Annotated in this window: 22 protein-coding genes; 3 read left to right on the forward strand and 19 right to left on the reverse strand. The window is 65.7% G+C overall.

Annotated features, from left to right (window positions below; translation table 11 throughout):
• Window positions 1-37: 37 nt before the first annotated feature.
• The 19 genes from ASC46_RS03325 to ASC46_RS03415 all read right to left on the reverse strand — a co-directional run bounded on the left by ASC46_RS03325 (window position 38) and on the right by ASC46_RS03415 (window position 18076).
• On the reverse strand, window positions 38-514 hold the full coding sequence (locus tag ASC46_RS03325; RefSeq protein ID WP_055457828.1) for a chemotaxis protein CheW: 477 nt from the start codon (window positions 512-514) through the stop codon (window positions 38-40).
• Window positions 511-3258, reverse strand: a complete 2748-nt coding sequence (locus tag ASC46_RS03330; protein WP_055457829.1) for a hybrid sensor histidine kinase/response regulator — start codon at window positions 3256-3258, stop codon at window positions 511-513. Before ASC46_RS03330 ends, ASC46_RS03325 begins: the two co-directional genes overlap by 4 nt.
• 143 nt (window positions 3259-3401) lie before the next feature.
• On the reverse strand, window positions 3402-5075 hold the full coding sequence (locus tag ASC46_RS03335) for a methyl-accepting chemotaxis protein (RefSeq protein WP_055457830.1): 1674 nt from the start codon (window positions 5073-5075) through the stop codon (window positions 3402-3404).
• A gap of 60 nt (window positions 5076-5135) precedes the next feature.
• Complete coding sequence (locus tag ASC46_RS03340; protein WP_071924192.1) at window positions 5136-5588, reverse strand: hypothetical protein; 453 nt, start codon at window positions 5586-5588, stop codon at window positions 5136-5138.
• A complete protein-coding gene (locus ASC46_RS03345) occupies window positions 5585-6049 on the reverse strand; it encodes a hypothetical protein (RefSeq protein WP_245280447.1) in 465 nt (154 codons plus the stop codon). Before ASC46_RS03345 ends, ASC46_RS03340 begins: the two co-directional genes overlap by 4 nt.
• Window positions 6046-6573: a rod-binding protein gene (locus tag ASC46_RS03350; RefSeq protein ID WP_055457831.1), complete on the reverse strand. Its 528-nt coding sequence runs from the start codon at window positions 6571-6573 to the stop codon at window positions 6046-6048. Before ASC46_RS03350 ends, ASC46_RS03345 begins: the two co-directional genes overlap by 4 nt.
• A 73-nt stretch (window positions 6574-6646) precedes the next feature.
• The gene (locus ASC46_RS03355; RefSeq protein WP_019402911.1) at window positions 6647-7045 is read right to left on the reverse strand and encodes a hypothetical protein; all 399 of its coding nucleotides are present in this window, start codon (window positions 7043-7045) and stop codon (window positions 6647-6649) included.
• Window positions 7046-7048: 3 nt separating this feature from the next.
• The gene (gene fliR, locus ASC46_RS03360) at window positions 7049-7804 is read right to left on the reverse strand and encodes a flagellar biosynthesis protein FliR (RefSeq protein ID WP_055457832.1); all 756 of its coding nucleotides are present in this window, start codon (window positions 7802-7804) and stop codon (window positions 7049-7051) included.
• Window positions 7801-9888, reverse strand: coding sequence for a flagellar biosynthesis protein FlhA (gene flhA / locus ASC46_RS03365; protein ID WP_055457833.1), 2088 nt, complete (start codon window positions 9886-9888; stop codon window positions 7801-7803). The genes fliR and flhA overlap by 4 nt, the downstream gene beginning before the upstream one ends.
• Window positions 9889-9924: 36 nt before the next feature.
• Window positions 9925-10191 carry a flagellar biosynthesis protein FliQ gene (gene fliQ / locus ASC46_RS03370; protein WP_055457834.1) on the reverse strand — a complete coding sequence of 89 codons (267 nt, stop codon included), beginning with the start codon at window positions 10189-10191 and terminating at the stop codon, window positions 9925-9927.
• Between the two features lie 4 nt (window positions 10192-10195).
• Window positions 10196-10597, reverse strand: a complete 402-nt coding sequence (flgD, locus tag ASC46_RS03375) for a flagellar hook assembly protein FlgD (RefSeq protein ID WP_055457835.1) — start codon at window positions 10595-10597, stop codon at window positions 10196-10198.
• A gap of 29 nt (window positions 10598-10626) precedes the next feature.
• Complete coding sequence (gene flbT / locus ASC46_RS03380; protein WP_071924194.1) at window positions 10627-11073, reverse strand: flagellar biosynthesis repressor FlbT; 447 nt, start codon at window positions 11071-11073, stop codon at window positions 10627-10629.
• A complete protein-coding gene (flaF, locus tag ASC46_RS03385; protein ID WP_055457836.1) occupies window positions 11070-11417 on the reverse strand; it encodes a flagellar biosynthesis regulator FlaF in 348 nt (115 codons plus the stop codon). Before flaF ends, flbT begins: the two co-directional genes overlap by 4 nt.
• Before the next feature lie 21 nt (window positions 11418-11438).
• Window positions 11439-12485 (reverse strand): flagellar hook-associated family protein, encoded by a 1047-nt coding sequence (locus tag ASC46_RS03390; RefSeq protein ID WP_055457837.1) that lies wholly within the window; start codon window positions 12483-12485, stop codon window positions 11439-11441.
• Between the two features lie 5 nt (window positions 12486-12490).
• Window positions 12491-13903 carry a flagellar hook-associated protein FlgK gene (flgK, locus tag ASC46_RS03395; RefSeq protein WP_055457838.1) on the reverse strand — a complete coding sequence of 471 codons (1413 nt, stop codon included), beginning with the start codon at window positions 13901-13903 and terminating at the stop codon, window positions 12491-12493.
• Window positions 13904-13936: 33 nt separating this feature from the next.
• Complete coding sequence (locus tag ASC46_RS03400) at window positions 13937-15145, reverse strand: flagellar hook protein FlgE (protein ID WP_055457839.1); 1209 nt, start codon at window positions 15143-15145, stop codon at window positions 13937-13939.
• Window positions 15146-15232: 87 nt separating this feature from the next.
• Window positions 15233-16555, reverse strand: a complete 1323-nt coding sequence (gene fliI, locus ASC46_RS03405; RefSeq protein ID WP_055457840.1) for a flagellar protein export ATPase FliI — start codon at window positions 16553-16555, stop codon at window positions 15233-15235.
• Between the two features lie 7 nt (window positions 16556-16562).
• Entirely contained in the window at window positions 16563-17288 is a 726-nt protein-coding gene (gene flgF / locus ASC46_RS03410) for a flagellar basal-body rod protein FlgF (protein WP_055457841.1), read from the reverse strand.
• A 2-nt stretch (window positions 17289-17290) separates the two neighbouring features.
• Window positions 17291-18076, reverse strand: a complete 786-nt coding sequence (locus tag ASC46_RS03415) for a DUF1217 domain-containing protein (RefSeq protein ID WP_055457842.1) — start codon at window positions 18074-18076, stop codon at window positions 17291-17293.
• Between the two features lie 169 nt (window positions 18077-18245).
• Here ASC46_RS03415 and motA point away from each other — a divergent pair, with 169 nt between their 5' ends.
• Genes motA through ASC46_RS03430 form a run of 3 tightly spaced genes read left to right on the forward strand, consistent with a single transcriptional unit; the run spans window position 18246 to window position 20418 of the window.
• Window positions 18246-19127, forward strand: a complete 882-nt coding sequence (gene motA / locus ASC46_RS03420) for a flagellar motor stator protein MotA (protein WP_071924198.1) — start codon at window positions 18246-18248, stop codon at window positions 19125-19127.
• Window positions 19128-19142: 15 nt separating this feature from the next.
• Window positions 19143-20069 carry a flagellar motor switch protein FliM gene (locus tag ASC46_RS03425; protein ID WP_055457947.1) on the forward strand — a complete coding sequence of 309 codons (927 nt, stop codon included), beginning with the start codon at window positions 19143-19145 and terminating at the stop codon, window positions 20067-20069.
• Window positions 20050-20418, forward strand: a complete 369-nt coding sequence (locus ASC46_RS03430; RefSeq protein ID WP_055457843.1) for a hypothetical protein — start codon at window positions 20050-20052, stop codon at window positions 20416-20418. Before ASC46_RS03425 ends, ASC46_RS03430 begins: the two co-directional genes overlap by 20 nt.
• Window positions 20419-20421 lie beyond the last annotated feature (3 nt).

The raw sequence follows: 20421 nt of genomic DNA on the forward strand, positions 1-20421 counted from the left end.
AGCCGCCTCTATACTCATCGGCTTCGACCAATGCGGCTCAGGCCGCCATCGCCCCCTGCCGCAGGGACAGGACGCGCTCGACGTCGAGAATGACCATCAGTTCGCTCTCCAGCCGGTGGATGCCGTCGGCCACCTGCGCCCAGCGCGGATCGAGATTCATGGGGTTGGGCTCGCGCGTGGAGCTGTCGAGCGCCAGCACCTCGCCGACCGTGTCGATGATGAGCCCGTAGGACTCGCCCTTGTAGTCGATACCGACGGCCATCGGCTGCAGGGTGTCGGTCGCATCGGGAAAGTCGAGCAGCCGGCGCATGTTGATCGTCGTCACGATGCGCCCGCGCAGGTTCAGCACACCCTCCACGGCCCGCGGCGCTCGCGGCACGCGCGTCGTGCGCTCGGGCATGAACACGTCGTGCACGGACAGGATGGGCAGGCCGAAGAGCTGCCCGGCGATACGCACGGTCACATACTGGATGGTGTCGGCGGGCTTGCCCGCCGCCTCGGTCGGCTTGGTCATGCGGCCACCTCCTGCTGGATCCCGGCGAACTCCTTGAGCGCCTCGAGGAGGCCAGGCTTGTCGAACTTGGCGATGTAATCGGAGAAGCCCACGGAGCGGCCGCGCTCGATTGCCTCCGGCGTGCACAGACCGGACAGCGCGATGATCGGCAGACCCTCCATTCGCGGATCGCGGCGCAGACGGCCCGCGAACTCGAAGCCGTCCATGTGCGGCATCTCGATGTCGGTGACGACAACGTCGAACATGGCGCCACGCTCGAAGAGCTGCAGGGCGGCGATCGCCGAGTCGCTCAGCGTCACGTCATAGCCGGCGGCCTTGAGGGCCGGCCCGAGCATGTTGCGGAAGAAGGCGCTGTCGTCGACGAGCAGCAGGCTGCGCCGCTCCGGCGCGCCCTGCATCGCGCCGCGGCGATGGAACCAGTCCTTGAACCCCATCGGCAGGTAATGGGCGATGTCGATGATCTCGGTCGTCTGGCCGCGCACCACGCCCGAGCCGAGGATGCCGGGCACATCCGAGGCGAGCGTGACCTCGAACTGTTCTTCGACGATATCGATGATCTCGTCGACCATGAGGCCGACGGAGCGGCCGGAATCCGAGAACACGAGCACCGGTTGCGTGCCGCCCTCGCGCTGCTCGATGCGCTCGTTGACGGGCACGAGCGGCATGAGCGAGCCGCGGTACTGCACGACCTGCCGCCCCGTCGCGCGCTCGATCTTCTCGACCGGCAACTCCTCGAGGCGCGTCACGAGCGACAGCGGCACCGCCTTCGGCTCGGCCCCACCGGCACGGAAGAGCAGCAGCGCCACCGCATTGCCCTTGCCAGAGGCGCGCTCGGCGTCGATGCCGGCCGCCTCGCCCGAGCCGAGCGTCGCCGAATGCGCCACCGCCTGCGCGATGCCGTTCGGATCGATGATCATGATGACGCTGCCGTCACCGAGGATCGTGTTGCCCGAGAACATCGACAGGTGCCTGAGCAGCGTCGACATGGGCTTCACCACGATCTCCTCGGTGTGGAAGACCGCGTCCACCACGATGCCGAAGGTCTGGTTGCCGACCTGCATGACGACAATGAAGCCCTGCTCGCCCTGTTCCACGCCGGGGGCACCGCCCTCCGGTTCGGCGGTGCCGAGCAGTTCGGCGAGCGGGACGACCGGCAGCAGCTTGTTGCGCAGCCGGAGCACCGGTGTGTTCTTGATGCGCTCGATGCGGTGGCCCGACTTGTGGTGCACCCGCACCAGCTCCATCACCGCCAACTGCGGAATGGCGAAGCGGTCCCCAGCGGCCTCGACGATGAGCGCCGAGACGATGGCGAGGGTCAGCGGGATCTTGATCACGAAGGTGGTGCCGCGGCCGAGCACGGAGCGCACGTCGATGGTGCCGCCGATGATCTCGATGTTGTTGCGCACCACGTCCATGCCTACGCCGCGGCCCGACACGCTCGTGATCTTGGCGGCAGTCGAGAAGCCGGCGTGGAAGATGAACTTGTGGATCTGGGCCTCGTTCATCTTCTCGAGCTCGGCCTCGGTGGCGAGGCCGTTCTCCAGCGCCTTGGCGCGGATGCGCGCCACGTCGAGCCCGCGCCCGTCGTCCGCGATCTCGATGATGATGTGTCCGCCCTCGTGATAGGCGGAGAGGCGGATCTTGCCCCGCTCCGGCTTGCCGGCGGCGCGGCGGCCTTCCGACGTCTCGAGGCCGTGGTCCGCCGAATTGCGCACCATGTGCGTCAGCGGATCCTTGATCAGGTCGAGGATCTGCCGGTCGAGCTCGGTCTCGGCGCCGACCATCTCGAGGTCGATCTGCTTGCCGAGTTCCTGGGCGAGGTCGCGCACGATGCGCGGCAGCTTCTGCCAGGCGTTGCCGATGGGCTGCATGCGCGTCTTCATGACGCCTTCCTGCAGCTCGGCCGTGACGTTGGACAGGCGCTGCAGCGGCACCTTGAACTCGGTGTCGCCCTGGCGGCGGGCGATCTCCATGAGCTGGTTGCGCGTCAGCACCAACTCCGAGACCATTGTCATCAGCTTTTCGAGCGTGTCGACATTGACCCGCAGCGACTGCGAGGAGACCGAGCCCTTGCCGGAGCCGCCCTGCTCGTCGCCCTCGGCGACGGGCGCCTTGGCCTCGGCCTTGGGAGCGGGCTTCGCCTCGACCTTCGTCTCGGCCTCGGGCGGAGCCTTGGCGGCAGGCTGGGCTGCGGGCTTCGTGACGGGCTTTGGCCGCGGCACTTCAGCCTCCGCCTCGCGGAAGGCGCGCTCGATCTCGTCGAGCGTATCCTCTCCAGGCAGCAGCTCGCGCTCCAGCACCTGGTCGCTCAGCGTGCCGACGGAGACCTTGCGCTGGGGAGCTGGCGCAGGCTCCGGCGGAGCCGGCGGCCCGAAGGCCAGTGCCTCGAGCGGGGCGATGAGGTCGTCGTCGGTGCCGGCCGGCTCCTGACCGACGTTGTTTTCAAGCTCGACGAGCAGCTCCTTCACGCGGTCGATGGTGCGCAGGATGAGCCCGACCGCTTCCGTCGTCACCGGCGCGCCCTCGCGGAACTTGCCCATGAGCGTTTCCGCGGCATGGGCCAGCGCGCCGAGACGTGGCAGGCCAAGGAAGCCGCACGTCCCTTTGATGGTATGGACGAGGCGAAAGATGTTGTCGAGAACCTGAGCGTTGTTGGGGTCCCGCTCGAACTTCACGAGCTCGACATCAACGACATCGATGTTCTCGTTCGTCTCGGTCAGAAACTCCCGAAGCAGATCGTCCATGCGCCCAACTCCCCAAAGCCCGCCGTGCGGCCCGCCCGCCCCGGCGCCGGAGCAATGCCGGCCATGGTCGGCCCGCGCATCCGCTCCTTTCCATTCCGTCCCGACCGGAGCCCCGATCGCTCCGGCCTCTCAACCCATACCGATCAGGCCGCCCGTACCCGTGCGATGAAGCGTTCCACTTCCTCGCGCAACCGCCCCGCCTGATCCGTCAGTTCGCTTGCTGCACTGACAATCTCCGACGAAACACGCCCGGTGTCGGCCGCAGCACGCGTCACACCCGAGATATGCGCCGAGACCTCCTGCGTGCCATGCGCCGCCTGCTGGACGTTGCGGGCAATCTCACCCGTCGCCGCGCCCTGTTCCTCGACGGAGGACGCGATCGTTGCCGAAATCTCGTCGATGCGCGCGATCGTCTCGGAGATGCCCTCGATGGCCCGCACGACGTCGCCGGTCGCGCCCTGGACCGCGCCGATCTGGGCCGAGATCTCCTCGGTCGCCTTGGCCGTCTGGGCCGCGAGGTTCTTCACCTCCATGGCGACGACCGCGAAACCCCGCCCCGCCTCCCCCGCGCGAGCCGCCTCAATGGTGGCGTTGAGCGCAAGGAGGTTCGTCTGCGCCGCGACGTCGTTGATGAGGCGGATGACCTCGCCGATGCGCTGGGCACTATCGTCGAGGCCGCGCACCACCGATACGGTCGAGCCCGCCTGCTGCGCACCCTCGCTGGCGATGGCAGCGGCATTCGTGACCTGGTGGCCGATCTCGCGAATGGATGCGGAGAGCTGCTCGGCGGCCGAAGCAACCGTGTGCACGTTGTTGGTCGCCTGGTCCGACGCCGAGGAGACCGCGAGCGACTTGTGGTTCGTCTCCTCGGCCGCAGCGTTCATCGCCGCCGCATTCTGCTCGAGCTGAGCCGCCGCCGCCGAGACCGACCGTACGACGCCCATGACCTGCGCCTCGAAGGCATCAGCAAGACCGTTCAGCATCGCGCGCTTGCGCTCCTCAGCACGCGCATCGGCCTCCGCCTGCTCGGCCTTCAGCCGCTCGCCCTCGAGAAGCGCCGCGCGGAAATGTTCCGTGGCACTCCAGATCGCCCCCACCTCGTCGCGCGAACGGCGCGTCTCGATGGCGACATCGTAGTCGCCACCGGCCATCTGCTGCAGCGCGCCCGTGACCCGGCGCAGCGGTCGGCTGAGGAGAAATGTACCGAGCCAGGCGGCGAGGCCCGCACCGAGCAGGAGGCCAATCGCTGCGGTGCCAATGACGAGGCCCATCATGCGCGACTGGAAGTCGCGCATGCCGCCGCGGATCTGATCGAGCTGACCGAGGATGGCAACGACCTGCTGGTCGAGCAATGCCTGGAATTCCTTGCGATTGCGGCGGTTTGTCTCGTTGTTGCCCTGCTCGCTCGCCGCCGACGGCGAGACGTCGACACCGAGCCGCGCCGTCTCGAGGCGGAACGTGCGGAACTCCGCGGCGCGCGCCGCCATCTCATCGAAACTGCCGAGCCGGTCCGGGGGAACGAGCGGGCGCCAGTTCGCCAGCGTCTTGTCCATCTCCTCGAGATGTCTGCGGATGCCTTCGGCAAACTGGACCGCCGAATCGCTCGTCTCCGACATGTAGACGCCGCGCGAATCCATGACGACGGCCGTGATGAGGCGGTTCAGGTGCTCGGCGTAATAGGCGCGCTGCGCCGTCTGGTTGAGCAGGGTGCTTTGCTCGTCGTATTGCCGGAGCGCATGGACCGCCATCGCCGCGACCATGATCGTCACACCACCCATGATTGCGACAATTGCGTATATCTTGCCGGAGATCTTCATGTGCCCCGCTTTCCCGCCGGAAGGAACGTACTCATTGCATCACTGATGAGAAATCCCGTTTTAGGACCTCATTTCGTCTTTCTTGATGTAGTTGATTTCTTCTATGAGAAGGTCACGAACGATCGGACTACCGATCCTTTCGTTGGTCCGATCCTTGATCACTTGCAGCAGTTCGGCCAGGTTCTGACGCGAGAGATTCCGGAAATCGATGCGGTCTTCCGCATAGATGCGGCGGAAGGCTTCGTCGATCAGGAAGGGGTCTGGCGGGACGGACATCTCGCGCAATGTGCCCGCGTCCGCCGTGAATATGAGCTGTGTGACGATGTAGCCCTGGAGTTCGCCATCGAGGATGACGGGCACTGTCATCGGCGCCAGTTTCTTGTATTCGAGGCCCTCGAGATAGGTCTGCTGCGCGCCGAGCGGGTTGCCGCCCGCGACCCAATAGGCGGTGGCGTAGCTGGACATCAAGGCGATGGCGGCCACCCAGAACCCGGTCAGCAGCAGACGCATCATCGAGCGGAACCCTTGAGGTGGCCGGCCGGATTGTAGGTGCCGTCGGAATCCTCGGCGCGGATCGAGGCGGCAACGATCTCGGCGACCTCGTTCATGGCGCGCAGGTTGAGCTCGAGCACCGCGTGGTTGCGAGCGAGCTTCTGGCGCACTCCGCTCATGCGGTCGATGACCTGCCGCTCCATCGGCTCCTGGTCGACCACCTTCATGAGTCGGCTCAGTTCGAGCAGGATCTGGCTCTTGCGACGGTTGGTCTCGTCGAGGTCGATATCGTGGTGCGTCTCGAGTGCGCGAGTCTCGACGTCAACGACGAACTCAAGCCGGTCCATAGCCCGCAACAGCGCCGTGCCCGTAGCGGAAATCCGCGGACCGCCAGGCGGAAGGATACCGGCCTCGTCGCGGCGTTCGCCGACGTCGCCGACCGTGCTTCCGGCATCGGACCCCTTGCCATCATCGAACGTCATGCTCTGTTCTCCTCACCTTTTCCGGCAGTTGGAAGGGGACTGGCGACACCCTTTCCGTCGTTGTGTGCAAACTGCTGCTTGGCCTGCTGCGACCGCTCGGTGGCCGTACGCAGCATTTCGGCTATGCCGATGCCGCCCGATACCGCCACCTGCTCGCCCATCTTCTCCGCAAGCATCGACTTCCAGATCTTGCCGGCCGTCCCGGTGCCGAAGACGACCTCGCCGTTCTCCGGCAGCATGGCCTCGATGAAATTCTGGAGAACGAACGCCTCGAATTTCCGATAAGGGTCGCCGTCGCTCCTGCGCACCGAGGCGGCGCGACTGCGCATCGCCGTGAGTGCTCCTTCCACGTCGTGCGTCGAGCCAAGCACCGGCGGGCGGACGGCGTCGAAGGTATCGGCGAAATCGACGCCGGCGGCGCTCGCCGGCATGCTCTTGAGGCGCTGGAGCGCGGCCTGATAGCGTGACGGCTCGACGGCGCGCGTCACCTCGAGCACGATATCCGACGGCGGCTGAATGGCCATGGCTTACCCTTTTCACGGCGCAGAGCGGATAGAGTCTGTGCGCCGTGGGGTAATTTGCCCGCGCTGGCTTATGTCAGGCTTGCGTCGCGCGTGCCTGCAGGGCGTCGAGGATCTCGGCGAGGCTGCGCTTGTCCTCCTCCTCACGGGAGGAGCGCGCCACCTTGGCCGCGTGCCGCTCAACGCGCTTGAGCTTCATCGCCTCCTGCAGTACCTGCTGCGCCTGCGTCTGCCGCGCCGCCTCCAGCTCCCCGGCGTGGCCCGCGAGCCGGTGGAGATGACGGGCCATCGTTTCCACGAACAGGCCGTGCAGCGGCTCGCCTTCGTTGAGGCTCGCCAGGATGTCCGTCTGCGCGCGGGAGAGCTCGGCCTGCTGGCGCTCGATTTCGACGAGCTTAGCCTCGGCCATGCGGCAAAGCCGCTCCTGCACGTCCATGAGGCGGCGCATCTTGTCCAGTCTGCGGCGGGCGTCCATGGGTTATCCGTTCCGGAGCCACTCGGCGAAGCCGAGCATGAAGAGGGTCATGTATTCGCGGAAGAGAAGGTAGAAGATCAACAGGCCGAGCCCGATCACGAGCGGCATCATGATGAAGTAGATCGGCAACTGCGGCGTCAGCTTGTTGGCGACGCCGATGGCGAAGTTGATGACAAGCGAATAGATGATGAAGGGGCTGCTGATGCGCAGGGCGATGAGAAAGGCGTCCGTCAGCTTGTCGACGACCTCCGTCAGCGCCAGGCGCGTGCCGAAGGTCTCGCCCGGCGGCAGCCGCTGGTAGGACGCGACGAGGCCGCGCAGCAGCTCCCAGTGCAGATCGGCGAAGAAGACGAGCGCGACCGCCGTCAGGGTGATCAGCGTCGCGAGCGACGGCAGGCTCTCGCCGTCATCGACCGGCGTGCCGAGCATGCCGCCGATGCCGATGGCCATGGCGATGGCGACGGCCAGCGTCTCGAGCGCCATGAAGAACAGGCGCGCCATGAAGCCGATGACGAAGCCGGTGAAGGTCTCGAAAGCGATCAGGCGCAGCATGTCGGCCGGTGCCGCATCCCCCACCCGCGCGCCGACCGGCCCCAGCAGCAGCGGCGTCAGCGCGAGCGAGACGGTGAGCGCGATGAACAGGCGCACGCGCGTCGGCACGCGTGCGCTCGAAAAGCCGGGCGCCACCATGAGGCAGCCGCCAATGCGGCAGAAGATCAGGAAGACGGCAAGGAGCGACTGCGAAAGCTGAGCGCTCACGAGATGGTTCCGAGCGACTTGATCTCGATGCCCCGCGCGATCTCGACGTGCGACAGCACCGGCAGGGTCGGGAACAGCCGCTCGACGATCATGCGCACGTAAGGCCGGGCATCGGGCGCCGTGACGAGGACAAAGGTGGCGCCCTCGTTGAGGTGCCGCCGGATGACCTGCGAGGCCTCGTTGCCGAACTGCTCGACGAGGCGCGGGTCGATGTCGAACTCGACGACGTCGCCGCGGGCGTCGCGCTTGAGACTCTGGTGAAAGGCAAGGTCCCAGCGGTTGCCGAGGCGCAGCACGCTGAGCACGCCGTTCTCCGCGAGATCACCGCAGATCTGCGGCGCGATGCGCATGCGCACGTGCTCGGCCACCTGCTCGGATCGGCGCGCATGCGGCACGATCTCGGCGACGGCCTCCAGGATGAGGTGCAGGTTGCGGATGGAGACGCCTTCGGCCAGCAGCAGCTTCAGCACCGCCTGCAGGCCGGAATAGGAAATCTGCGCCGGGCAGATATCGTCGATCAGGCGCTTGTACTCCGGATCGAGGCGATCGAGCAGCCCGCGCATGTCCTTATAGGACAGGAGCTGCGAGAGGTTGTTGCGGATGATCTCGCTAAGGTGTGTCAGGAGCACCGAGACATTGTCGACGGTGGTGAAGCCCTGTCGGCGCACTTCGTTCGAATAGGTCTCCGCCACCCACATGGCCTTGATGCCGAAGGCCGGCTCGCGCGTCATTTCCCCCGGCACGTCCGGCTGCGGGCCGTCGCCAGTGACGACGAGCATCTCGCCGATGCGCATTTCCTGGGTCGCGACGACCGTGCCGTGGATCTTGACCTGATAGGTCTTGCCGGGCAGCGACAGCGTGTCGGTCAACTTGATGTCGGGCACGACGAAGCCGTACTGCTGCGCGAACTTGCGCCGCATCTTGCCGACCCGGTGTGCAAGCTCGCCGTGGGCGTTGAGCAGCTTCATCGACAGCTGCTTGCCGAGGCACAGCTCGATCTCGGCCGTCTTGAGCGATTCCTTGACCGAATCCTGGGCTTCGCGCTTCGCCTGCTCCTCCTTCTCCTTCACCTTGGCGGCGGCCTGGGCCTCCCGCTCGGCAATGCGGCGGGGGATGGCGTAGCCCACGAAGGCCATGAGGCCGCCGAGCGCGACGAACGGCAGGAACGGCAGGCCCGGCACGAGGGCCATCGTGAACATGAGGCCGGCTGCCACGAACAGCGCCTTGGGATAGGTGCCGAGCTGGCCGAGCACCGCCTGCTCTGCCGAGCCGCGCGTGCCGCCCTTGGAGACGAGGAGCCCGGCCGCCAGCGAGACGATGAGGGCCGGAATCTGCGAGACAAGGCCGTCCCCGACCGAGAGCTTGGTGAAGACGTCGGCGGCCTGAGCCAGCGACATGTTGTGCCGCGTGACGCCGATGATGATCCCGCCAAAGATGTTGACGGCGGTGATGATCAGGCCGGCCACCGCCTCGCCGCGCACGAACTTCGAGGCACCGTCCATGGAGCCGAAGAAGGCGCTCTCCTCCTCGAGCTCGCGCCGGCGGCGCTGCGCCTCCTTCTCGTCGATGGTGCCCGCCGACAGGTCGGCGTCGATCGCCATCTGCTTGCCGGGGATGGCATCGAGGGTGAAGCGGGCGCCCACCTCCGCGATGCGCGTCGCACCCTTGGTGATGACGAGGAAATTGACGGTGATGAGGATGAGGAAGACGACGATGCCGATGACGAAGTCGCCGCTCATCACGAACTGCGAGAAGCCGTTGATGATGTGGCCGGCAGCCGTCACGCCCTGGTCGCCATGGGCAAGGATGAGGCGGGTGGTGGCGATGGACAGCGCCAGGCGCAGCATCGTGGCGATGAGCAGCACCTGTGGAAAGGCGGAGAATTCGAGCGGCTTGTGGATCCACAAGGCCACCATGAGGATGAGCACGGAAAAGGCGATCGACAGGGCAAGGCCCATGTCGATGAGGATCGTGGGAACCGGCAGGAAGAGAATGGTGAGGATGGCGATGATGCCGATGGCGAAACCGACATCGAGCCCCCTGCGCCCGCCAGCCGTCGCCTGCCCCGCCGTCACGTCCGACATCGCCTGTTCCCTCGTTCGCCGCGCCGGCCCGCCGCCTCAGAAGCCGGTGGTGATGCGGCCGTAGACCTGTTCGGTGAAGGCGAAGATCTGCGCCCCGGTGAACGAGCCGGTGAGCGCAATGACCACGAAGATGGCGAGGATCTTCGGAATGAAGGTCAGCGTCATCTCCTGCACCTGTGTGAGTGCCTGCAGGAGCGCAATGCCGATGCCGACCAGCATCGCCGCGGCGACGGCCGGCCCCGCCCCGATGATGATCGTCCAGATGGCCGCCTGGACGATATCGAGTGCATCAGCCTCGTTCATGGCTTCAACTGATATTGACGCCAGGGCCCAGCAGAACGCGCGTGCCGTCCTCGAGCTCCGCGACGGCGCCCTCGTCGTAGATCCAGACCGACTTGACCTTGCCGGAGATGCTCTCGTCGGCCGTCGTCAGCGTACGTCCGATGATCCCGTCGATCTGCTGCAGAGAGCTGGCGACGAGCAGGGAATCGAGCTTCTTGTTCATCATCACGCTCTGCTCCACCTGCGAGAAGGTGGCGAGCTGCGCCATGTACTGGGTCGAATCCATCGGCTCCGTCGGATCCTGGTTCTTCAGCTGGGCGACGAGGAGCTTCAGGAAGGTGTCGTAGTCTACCGACGTCTTCGACGTACCCGCCGACTGACTGGTCTGCGTCGTGTTCGTCACGTTGTATACGGAGGATACGGTCATGGGTTTTCTCCCGGTATCTGGCCGAGGGCCTAGCCAGCCCGCTTGCGCAAGCGCGGCTCCTCGGCCTCCCGCTCGTGCTCGTCGAGAAGCGGCAGTTCGTCGGCATAGAGACCGCGCAGGACGCGCATGGCCTCGAAGGGCCGGCCCTCCTCGGCAAGGCTTCGCACCTTCTCGAGCGTCGCGAGGAAGGAGGCTTCGGGCGTCTGACTGTAGCTGCAGGGGACGAGATCGAAGAGCTGACGGAACAGCTTCAACGTCTCCTGCGCCGTCGCCGGGTCCATCAACATCGTCTGCAGGACGAAGTAGAGGCGCTTCAGCGGCGTCGTCGCGTCCTCGATCTGCAGGACATGGTTTTCCATGAGGAAGGTCGCGTCGTTGAGCAGCTCGATCGAAACCTTGCGATCAACCCGCAGCACCGCGCCGTTGATGTAGAGGCGCTCGCCGGCGCGCAGCGACAGTTGCATCGAACGCTTCATGCAAGACCGTTCCGAATGGCGGAGTTGACTTCGATGAGAGCGGCGAAGCTGCCGGCCATCTCCTGCCTGAGGCGCTGCGCTTCGCGCAAAACCCAAAGGCCGATCGAGATGAGGCTCGCGCGCAGTTCTTTAGGCAAGCCGTTCTCGTCGCTCGCCAGGTCCTCGATCAGCAGGCTCCACAAGCGGTTGAGGAAGAAGATCGCCTCCACGGCCTCGCGCGAATCGACGCCTTTCGCCTCGGCCGCCTGCATGAGCTCGATGGCGTGATCGAAGGCCATGCGCTCGCGCGCCCGCCCCTCCGAAGCCGCGTCATCGAGGATTTCCGCATAGGAATGCCGATACATCCGTCCGCCTCACTAGCAGGTTTACAGATATCTGAGCAGGCTGAGGCTCTGCAGGCGAACCGTCAGGGAATAGGACATCTCGATCTGCGTCAGGAGAGCGTCGAGCCGCACCTTCGCCTCGGCAGGATCGACATCCTCCAGCTTCCCGACACGGGTGGCGAGGATCTTTTTCTGCGCCTCCATGTTGGTATTGGCCGTCTCGATCCGGTTCTGGGCCACGCCCATCTGCGCCTCGATGTCGATGATCTGGGCGATGGCACCGCCCATCAGTTCCGTTGCCTTGTCGATCACCACCTGCAGCGCATCCGTGTTGAGCTTGTCACTGCCGAGATCGAAGACCATCGTGTAGGCGGCGGCCAGCTGGCGCAAGGCCGCCTCGTTGGCCGACACGGAGGAGGTGAGCGTCTCGCTTTGCGAGATGCGACTGCGCTGGACGCTGTCGGCGGCGTTGGACCAGTCCGCCTGCCAGTTCGCATCGACGAAGAAGCGATCAGAGAAGGCGTTGTCGAGGAAAGTCGCCATGGCGGCCGCCGAGATGTTGGCGACAGCCGGGTCATCCTGCGCGAAGCCGAATTCGGCGAAGAAAGCCGCATCGACTGCGACCTTGCTGGCGGAGCCCGCGGCATAGTCGTTGATCGGAGTGACACCGCTGTTGGTGCCGCCGAAAAGAAACTGGCCGTCGACGGCGGAATTCAGACTCCCGATCAGCGCCGCAAGCTTGTCGCGGGCCGCATTGCGGATCACCTCGCTGCCGCGCTGCGCATGCGGCACCGATAGGAGCTCGGCCTGGAACTCGTCCGCCATCTCGCGGATGTTGCCGAGCGCCTCGACCGTAACGTCGAGCCGTGTCTTGGTGCGGCTGTTGGCGTCGATCATCGCCGTCAGGTTGTCGTATTCGGCCCGCAGCGACACGGCCTGGCTCGTCCGGCCGCCGAGCGTGAGACCTACGTCCGCATGCCGGCCAGTGGCGATCTCCTGGTTGTAGCGCGCCGCATCCGCCTGCATGCGCACCAGCGAAGAGCGCGGCGAGTTGAGCAGCGAATACGTGGAGATGAACGTCGTCTTCATGGCGCTTACCTCACCGCCTCGAGGAGCGAGCGCAGCATCTCGTCGATCACCGCGATGAGGCGCGAGGCTGCCGAATAGGAGCGCTCGAGCTGGAGCTGCAGCGCGAGTTCGTCGTCGAGATTGACCCCGGTTGCGGTCGACAGTGCATCGGAGGCACGGGCCAGCACCGTCTCCTGATAAGCGGCATCGGTCTTTGCGCCCGAGCGCCGGGCCTCAAGCCAGCCGACGGAGGAGGCTGAGAAATCGGCCAGTGAGCCGCTTGTCTGGATGCCCGCGGCAGGATCGAAACCGCGGATCGCGTTGAACCGGTCGACAAGATCGAAAAGCCTGGCCGAATAGCTGGCATCGCCGGTCGGGTTGGTGTCGCCGTCGCGCAATTCGTCAAGCGAGCCGCCCTGGTCGGGATCGTAGGCCGCGTTGATGCGAATGTCGGCGGCAAGGCCCGGGCGCAGTCCGCCGCCCGCGGGCAGGCCGACCTGCGTGAAGAGGCCGCCCGCTGCCGTGCCGGTGTCGAAGATCTCGATGACGGCGCGAGCAATCTCGTCGAGCTGGTTCTGGTAGGCGACCGTCGTCACGTCGCGCACTTCCATCAGGCCGACGATGCGGCCCGAGCGTAGCGGCATCGTGGTGTTGCCGGTGACGGGCACGCCATCGATGACGACCTGGTTGCCCACAGTCGTCGCGCCATAGACCAGCGTCGGCGTGAACTCGACTTTGCGGGCGCTCGTCTCGAACAGCGTCACGCCGCCGTCCGTATAGAGCACCATGTCGTTGTTCTCGCGGGTGACCACGTTAACCCCGATCTCCTCCGAGATCTGGGCGAGCACGGCATCGCGCTTGTCGAGCAGGTCAGTTGTGTCGGCACCCGTCGCCGTGCCTTTCACGACGGCGCGGTTAAGCTCCTCGAACTGCGCCAGCAGATCGTTGACGCGCGTGACCGACTTGGCGATCTCGGCGTCCGCCTCCTGGCGAGTCGTCGTAACGGTCTTGGCGGCCTCGTTGAGCGTCGTGACGAGCGCACTCGCCTGGCTCAGCATCTGGCCAGCCAGCACCTTGTCCTGCGGCGCGTTGGCATATTGGTTGAGCGCGTCGAGCAGCTTGCCGAGGCGCGCCGCCGGCGAGCGCGCATCTTCCGTGTCGCCCACCGTCTGATGCAGCTTATCGAGCCCCTCGAGCCGCGCCTGGCTCGCGGCCGTGCGCGACGTGGCATCGAGCATGCGGTAGTAGAGCGAAGTGTCGGCCGCTCGGCCGATGGAGACGATGCGCACGCTGCCGTCGCCGGCCGTGACGGACATCGCGATCTTGCGCGAGTAGCTCGGATCGAGCGCCCCGCTGGTATTGGCTCCCGACACGGCGATCTGCGTCGAGGTCGTCAGCAATGACGAGCGGGCCGTGTTGAGGGCGACGGAAAGGCTCATGACGAGGGCTCCGGCAAGACTGGCTGGGTCCCGTCAGCGCTTGAGGTTCATGAGAACGTCAAGCAGCTCGGAACCCGTCTGGAACACCTTGGAATTGGCCGTGTAGTTGCGCTGCGCCTCGATCATGGCCGTCAACTCCTCGCCCATGTCGACGTTGGACTGCTCGAGCGCGCCTGAAAGGATGGAGCCGAGCCCTGCCTGACCAGGAAAGCCAACCTGCACATTTCCGGACTCGATACTGGCCGAATAGACGTTGCCGGCCTCCGGTGTGAGTTTGTCGGGGCTCGGTACGTTGGCGAGCGGGATGCGATAGGTGGCGATGCGCGTGCCGTCCTCGTAGACGGCATAGACCGTGCCGTCCTTGCCGAACTCCACCTTGTCGACCTGGCTCGGAGCATTGCCGTTGACGATCGGGTCGAGCGGAGCATAGTCGGAGGCGAGCTGCTGCATACCCGAGAGGTCGAGCGTCATCGCCTGACCGTTGGGGATGTTGATCGGCGTTAGCGCGGCGCCGGCGACGATCTGGCCGGACGTGTCGAACGTGAGGGTGAACGGGCCGGCCGTCCAGCCTGCAGGCTGGACGCCGTCGATGGTGACCTGCCACTGCTGGTTGGCGGGAGCGAGCGGGTCGAAATTGGTCGTCTTCTCGAAAGTGACGTTGAATTGCACCTTGTTGCCGACGTTGTCATAGACGATGAGCGAGGACTGGAACGTGTCCCCCGCTGCCGCGGCGATCGGCAGGTTGCCGCCGAGCGAACCCTGCGTTGTCGGGTTCGCCGACATCGCCAGGTTGGCGAGGTTGACGCGCTCGAGACCGTCGAGGCTGTTGAGCGTGACGTTCGGGTTGCCGTTCGTCAGCGGGTAGCCCATCAGGTAGTAGCCGGCCGTGTTGACGAGATTGCCCTCGCTGTCGGGCACGAAGCTGCCGGCACGCGTCAGATAGGGTGTGCCACCTTCGTCCGACACCACGAAGAAGCCGTTTCCCTGCACCGCAAGGTCGGCGGAGGACGTCGTGAAGACCAGCGGCCCCTGTTGGCTGATGGAATAGCGGATGTTGGTGACGACGCTGCCCGAGTTGTAGCTGCCCTTGCCCGAGGAGAGCACGAGCGAGGAGAACTCCGCCGAGGCGCGCTTGTAGCCGACCGTGTTGGCGTTGGCGATATTGTCGGCAACGGTACCAAGCTTGTTCGACTGGGCGTTCATGCCGGACACGCCGGTGCGCAGCACACCATAAAGGCTCATGGGACCCTATCCTCGCTATCCGTGGTTGCCCCCAGTAAACGGGCAAAAGCTTGCGTGAAGCTGCCGCTTGCCGGCAGCCGCCCGGCGCTACTGGCGCAAAACCTGCGCAAGCTCGCCGAATGCGTCGACGCTCGGCGGCATGCCGGGGTCCTGCCGCAGGGCGTCGTAGATGCGCGGCACCAGGGTCACCGCCTGGTCGAGCGCCGCATCCGAGCCGGTCTGGTAACCGCCCATCAGGCGCAGGTCGCGGGTGTCCTCGAAGCGGGCGATCATGCCCTTGAGGCGCAGCGCCAGCTCTTTCTGGTCGCCCGACCAGATCTGGTCGGCGAGGCGCGAGATGGAAGCGAGCACGTTGACCGCCGGATAGCGGCCCTGATCGGCGATCGCCCGGTCGAGCACGATATGGCCGTCGAGCGTGCCGCGGATGTTGTCCGCGACGGGGTCATTGTGGTCGTCGCCGTCGACGAGCACGGAGAAGACGCCCGTGATGGTACCGCTGCCCTCTTCGCCCGGTCCTGCCCGCTCCAGGAGCTTCGGCAGGTCGCTGAAGACGCTCGGTGCATAGCCGCGCGCCACGGCAGGCTCGCCGGCCGAAAGGGCAACGTCGCGTGCCGCATGGGCGAAGCGCGTGACGGAATCGACGATGAGCAGGACGGACTCGCCCCGGTCCCGGAAATATTCGGCGATGCTGAGGGCCGTGCGCGGCGCGAGGCGCCGCATCATCGGGCTCTCGTCGCCGGTAGAGACGACGGTGATGGCGCGCTCGCGGCTCGCGGCGAGCGGCCCCTCCAGGAACTCGCGCACCTCGCGACCGCGCTCGCCGACAAGGGCGACGACCACCGTGTCGAAGCCGCTGGCACGGGCCAGCATGGACAGGAGCGTCGATTTGCCGACACCCGAACCGGCGAAGATGCCGATGCGCTGACCCTCGCAGAGGGGCAGGAAGAGATCAATGACGCGCACCCCCGTGCGCAGCGGCTTCGTCACCCGCCCGCGGGTCATGGCCGAGGGCGGCGGCGCGTCGGCCGGCATGGCGCGCTCACCGGCACCCAGCGGCCCGAGCCCGTCCACCGCCTTGCCGAGGGCGTTGATCACGCGTCCCTTCCAGCTCTCGTGCGGGCGCAGGGCCATGGTGCCGAGGCGATAGGCGCGCGCGCCGATGCCGATATCGACATAGCCGTCGAAAGGCTTGACCGTCGCACCGCTGTCGTCGATGCGCACGACCTCGCCGGCGTGCTCACGCCCGCCGGCGCACAGCGCGACGCGATCGCCCAATTTGAGGAAACGGGAGAGACCAGCCACACGATAATAGGTCGGTGTCACCTCCCGCACCACACCGCCGACGCGCACGCTCGGCAGTTCCTGGGCACCGGCCGAAACGACGGCGGCCAGCCGCTCGAGCGGGTTCATAAGCGGCTCAGCTCGACGGGCCGAGGCTGCGAATAGCCTCGCGCAGCGAGGATTCGCCATCGTTCACGGCTGTCGAAGCGTTGTCGAAGGCGCGCGAGACAGCGATGAGCTTCGTCATCTCCATGATGGGATTGACGTTCGATTCCTCGACATAGCCCTGCACGACGCCATTGGCGACAAAATCCTGGACAGGTGCGACACCCGTCCGCGCGATGACGCCCGATGCCTCGAAGCGCTCGAGATCGGCCCCCGGCGCGATTGTGAAGAGGCCGATGGCGCCGATCTGCTGACCGTTCTGGCTCAGCGTGCCGTCGCGGCCGACGGTCGGAGGACCGGCTTCGGCGTCGATCATGATCGGCGCTCCGGCGACGTCGAGGACCGGATAGCCCGTCACGGTCCGAAGCAGGCCGTCGTTGCCTATCTGCAGGCGGCCGTCGCGGCTGTGAACGATGCCGACCGGCGTCGTGATGGCGAACCATGCCTCCCCGTCAATGGCGAGGTCGAGCGGATTGTCAGTCTTCGTGATACCGCCGGCGCGGCGCGAGATGAAGTTCTCGCCGCTCGTCGCAAAGGCGACCGAGTCCCGCGCCGTGCGCGACAGGACGGTCTCGAACTTCACCTCGTCGGCACGGTAGCCCGCCGTCGACATGTTGGCGACGTTCTGGGCGATGGTATTGAGCCGACGCTCCAGCGCGACCTGCGCCGAAAGCCCGACATAGAGCGCAGCTTGCATTGTTACAGTCCCGTCTTGATCTTCTGCAGGCTCATGAGAAGGTCGACGCCCATGCCCGCCGTCTGCCCGCTGTTACCGAACAGCGTGAGCACCGGCGCCGAAACGGTCACCGGACTGTTGACGGCGTCGTAGACGGCCGCATACCGCTGCAGGAACTTGTCAAGCTTCTCGGGATCCTTGAAGTCCTCGAAGTTGATCTTGGCCTCGATCATCTTGGCCTGAACCTCGATGTCGGCCGACGCCGCCTCTTGGGGGATGCCGAGCGCGGTCTGGACCACTGCTAGCAAAGCCCTGTCGGCCAGGATGCCGTAGACGGATTTCAGCTCTGGCGCCTTGCGCGCGAAGTAGAGCGCAAGGCGCACGCCCTCGTTCTGTGCCCCCGCCTCCTCCTCGAGCTGCTGGCGGACATAGCGCTCGACAGTGCCCTCGCGGGTCGAGGAGAAGACTGTCGTCGTCTCGCCGTAGCGTGCGAAGTTGAAGGTCTTGGTAAATTCGGCGAAACGCTTGTCGGCGAGCCTGTTGGCAAAGCTCTTGCTGTCGTCGACACCTTCCGTCAGCACCTTGCGCATGTATGCCTTGGCATAGATCATGTCTTCCAGGCCGAAAGCCTTCATGGCGAACGAATAGAGGCGATGATCCCCCAGGAAGTCGTCGATCGACTTCACGTTCTTGATGTTCTCCAGATAATATTCGCTGTCGCGCGAGACGAGCGGCGCCGACGCCGTGCGCTCCAGCGAGCGCGCCAAGTCCTTTGTGAGCATCTGATAGCTGACGAGGGTCGAAAGCATTGCGGCAGCCTCCTGCGAGGAGGTTGAACCCTCTAGCTTGCCCGAGCCTGACCTTGCGCCGCCCCACCCGCTTTCAGCCCCGCGCAAGCCTCGCAGGCTAGGAAACGGCCATCGCCGCCCAGCGGGAGGGACTGGCAATCATCACGCCGACAAGCGGAGGAGATCGGACTTGAGTTTCTTCATCGGCCTGATCATCGCCATCGGCTCGATGCTCGGCGGGTTCATGGCGCTCGGCGGCAAGGTGTCCGTCATCTGGCAGCCGTTCGAATTCGTCATCATCGGCGGCATCGCCCTCGGCATCTTCATCATCGCCAATCCCATGTCGACCGTGAAGGACACCGGCAAGGCGATCAAGGAAGCGATCGCCGGCGACGTGCCCAAGCGCGACGACTATCTCGCCATCCTGGGCCTCCTCTTCAACCTGCTGCGCGAACTGCGCAGCAAGGCCCGCAACGAGGTCGAGGCGCATATCGACGATCCGCACAACTCGCCGATCTTCAACAATTTTCCGCGCGTGCTGAAGAACCAGGAACTGACGAACTTCGTCTGCGACTACGTGCGCCTGCTCATCATCGGCAACGCCCGCCCGCACGAGATCGAGTCCCTGATGGACGAGGAACTCGTCACCATGCGCCGGCACAAGCTCAAGCCCTACAATTCGCTCACCGTGGTGTCGGAAGCCCTGCCCGCCCTCGGCATCGTGGCGGCCGTGCTCGGCATCGTCAAAGCCATGGGCGCCATCGACCAGTCACCAGCCATCCTCGGCAGCCTCATCGGGGCGGCGCTCATCGGCACCTTCATCGGCATCTTCACATCCTATGCCGTGCTCACTCCGCTCGCACAGAAGATCAAGCTGACACGCGAGAAGCAGGCCCGCATCTACATCATCGTCAAGCAGACGCTGCTCGCCTACATGAACGGCGCCCTGCCGCAGATCGCCCTGGAGCACGGCCGCAAGGCCATCTCTGCGCCCGAGCGGCCGACCATCGACGAGGTGGAGAACGAGACCGTCATCGGCCGCAACGATGCGGCCGCAGCGGAGGCTGCCTGATCCATGGACAACAGCATGAGCCAGGCCGTCAGCAACGACATTCGCGACAGGCTTCTCGACGCGGCCGGCCTGTCGCTCGACCGGTTGCCGATGCTGCATGTGATCTTCGATCGCATGGCCACGTATTGCGCTGACAACCTGCGCCACCTCTCGGCCTCGCCGTCCTATTTCTCGCTCTCGACCATCGAGAGCGGTCGCGTCAGCGATATCCTCGAGATCTACGAAGCCAACGCGGTCGCCGGCGTCTTCAACGTGCCGGAATGGGACAGCGAGATCCTCGTCGGCTTCGACCGCGACTTCGTCTTCACCATGGTCGAGGTGCTGCTCGGCGCCGACGGCACCGAGCCGCCCGTCGACGACGAGCGCGGCTTCACCAATATCGAGATGCGCATCTCCATGGCCATCTTCGAGCAGGTGGGTAAGGCCCTGCAGGCTTCGTTCTCGATGGTGTCGGACGCGCGCTTCAAGTTCGAGCGCCTGGAGACGCGCATGGACTTCGCGGTGATCGGCCGGCGCAACAACCTCGCCGTCGTCTCCAAGTTTCTGCTGCAGGCCCTTAATCGCGGCGGCGAGATGTTCGTCATCATCCCGCAGTCGGCCCTGAACCCGATGCGCCAGACGCTGGCGCGCGTGCTCTCCGGCGACAATTCTACGCGCGACCCGCGCTGGACGGAGCAGATCCGCAACGAGGTGAGCCGCACCGAAGTGAAGCTCCGAGCCGTGCTCGAGGAGCGGGAAATGGCGCTCGGCGACATCGCCGATCTAAAGATCGGGCAGGTGATCGAATTGCAGGCAACGCCGCGCAGCCGCGTCAAGCTCGAAGGCAACGACCAGCCGCTCTTCTGGTGCCGCCTCGGCCAATCCGACGGGTCCTACATGCTGCGCGTGGAGGACTACATCGATCAGGAGCAGGAGTTTATCGATGACGTCCTCTCTCGTTGACTACGTCCTTCTCGCCGCCCTCGCCCTGACGAGCGCCTGCGTGCTGGCGACCTATCTCAAGCTGCGCCACTTCGACCGCAACCACTACGACTACAAGCGCACCCTCGACGCCACGGCGGACGCGCTGAAGGCGGCCGGCCACTCCATGGGCAGCTTCACCACCGATGGCCAGAAGACCCTCCTTGAGCTCGCCATGCGCATCGACGAGGCCCGCAAGACGCTCGCCAGCCTCGACGCAGGCATCGCTGCCGCGCACGACACGCTGGCGAATCTGGAGAAGGCCGCCCAACATCCGGCCGGGGGCGGACGCGCCACCCTGCGGCTCGTCGGCGAGGACACGACGGCGTGACGC

The organism is Chelatococcus sambhunathii (assembly GCF_001418005.1).
Classification (GTDB): Bacteria; Pseudomonadota; Alphaproteobacteria; order Rhizobiales; family Beijerinckiaceae; genus Chelatococcus_A; species Chelatococcus_A sambhunathii.